Genomic DNA, 472 nt, shown 5'->3' with positions numbered 1-472 from the left:
ACAGGTCATGCCGGTAATCTTGTAGGAATGGGTCATCAAAGACTCATTTGCTTCAGAATGGTCTTCAAAAACATCATTTTTGACACCCTCCTTTACAGACTTTTCTTCTGAAGTACCCGGAGCCAGAATGTGGTAATTTCCACCACCCTGTTGCAGCGCTGTTTCAAAGATGTTCCAGGGAATGTGCTTTTCCATTTCAATCACTGCCTCTTCTTTTTCAAGATCCACAGCAGTAGATTTCACTCCGTCGACCTTTTTAAGCATCTCCTCAACATGTGACCGACAGCCATTACAAGTCATGCCGGTGATCTTGTAGGTGTGGGTCATCAAAGACTCATTTGCTTCAGAACGGTCTTCAAAAACATCATTTTTGACACCCTCCTTTACAGATTTTTCTTCCGAAGTACCCGGAGCCAGAATGTGGTAATTTCCGCCACCCTGTTGAAGCGCTGTTTCAAAGATGTCCCGGGGA

1 protein-coding gene is annotated in these 472 nt (G+C 44.7%); it reads right to left on the bottom strand.

Going from position 1 to position 472, the window contains the following annotated elements; genetic code table 11:
• Positions 1 to 472 (bottom strand): heavy-metal-associated domain-containing protein (locus tag HC175_RS18180; protein ID WP_235942676.1); only part of this gene is annotated, 472 nt, incomplete at both ends.

Source organism: Salinimicrobium oceani (assembly GCF_012037645.1).
The sequence above is the reverse complement of the archived record's forward strand: the minus strand, read 5'-3'. Positions and strand labels throughout refer to the sequence as shown.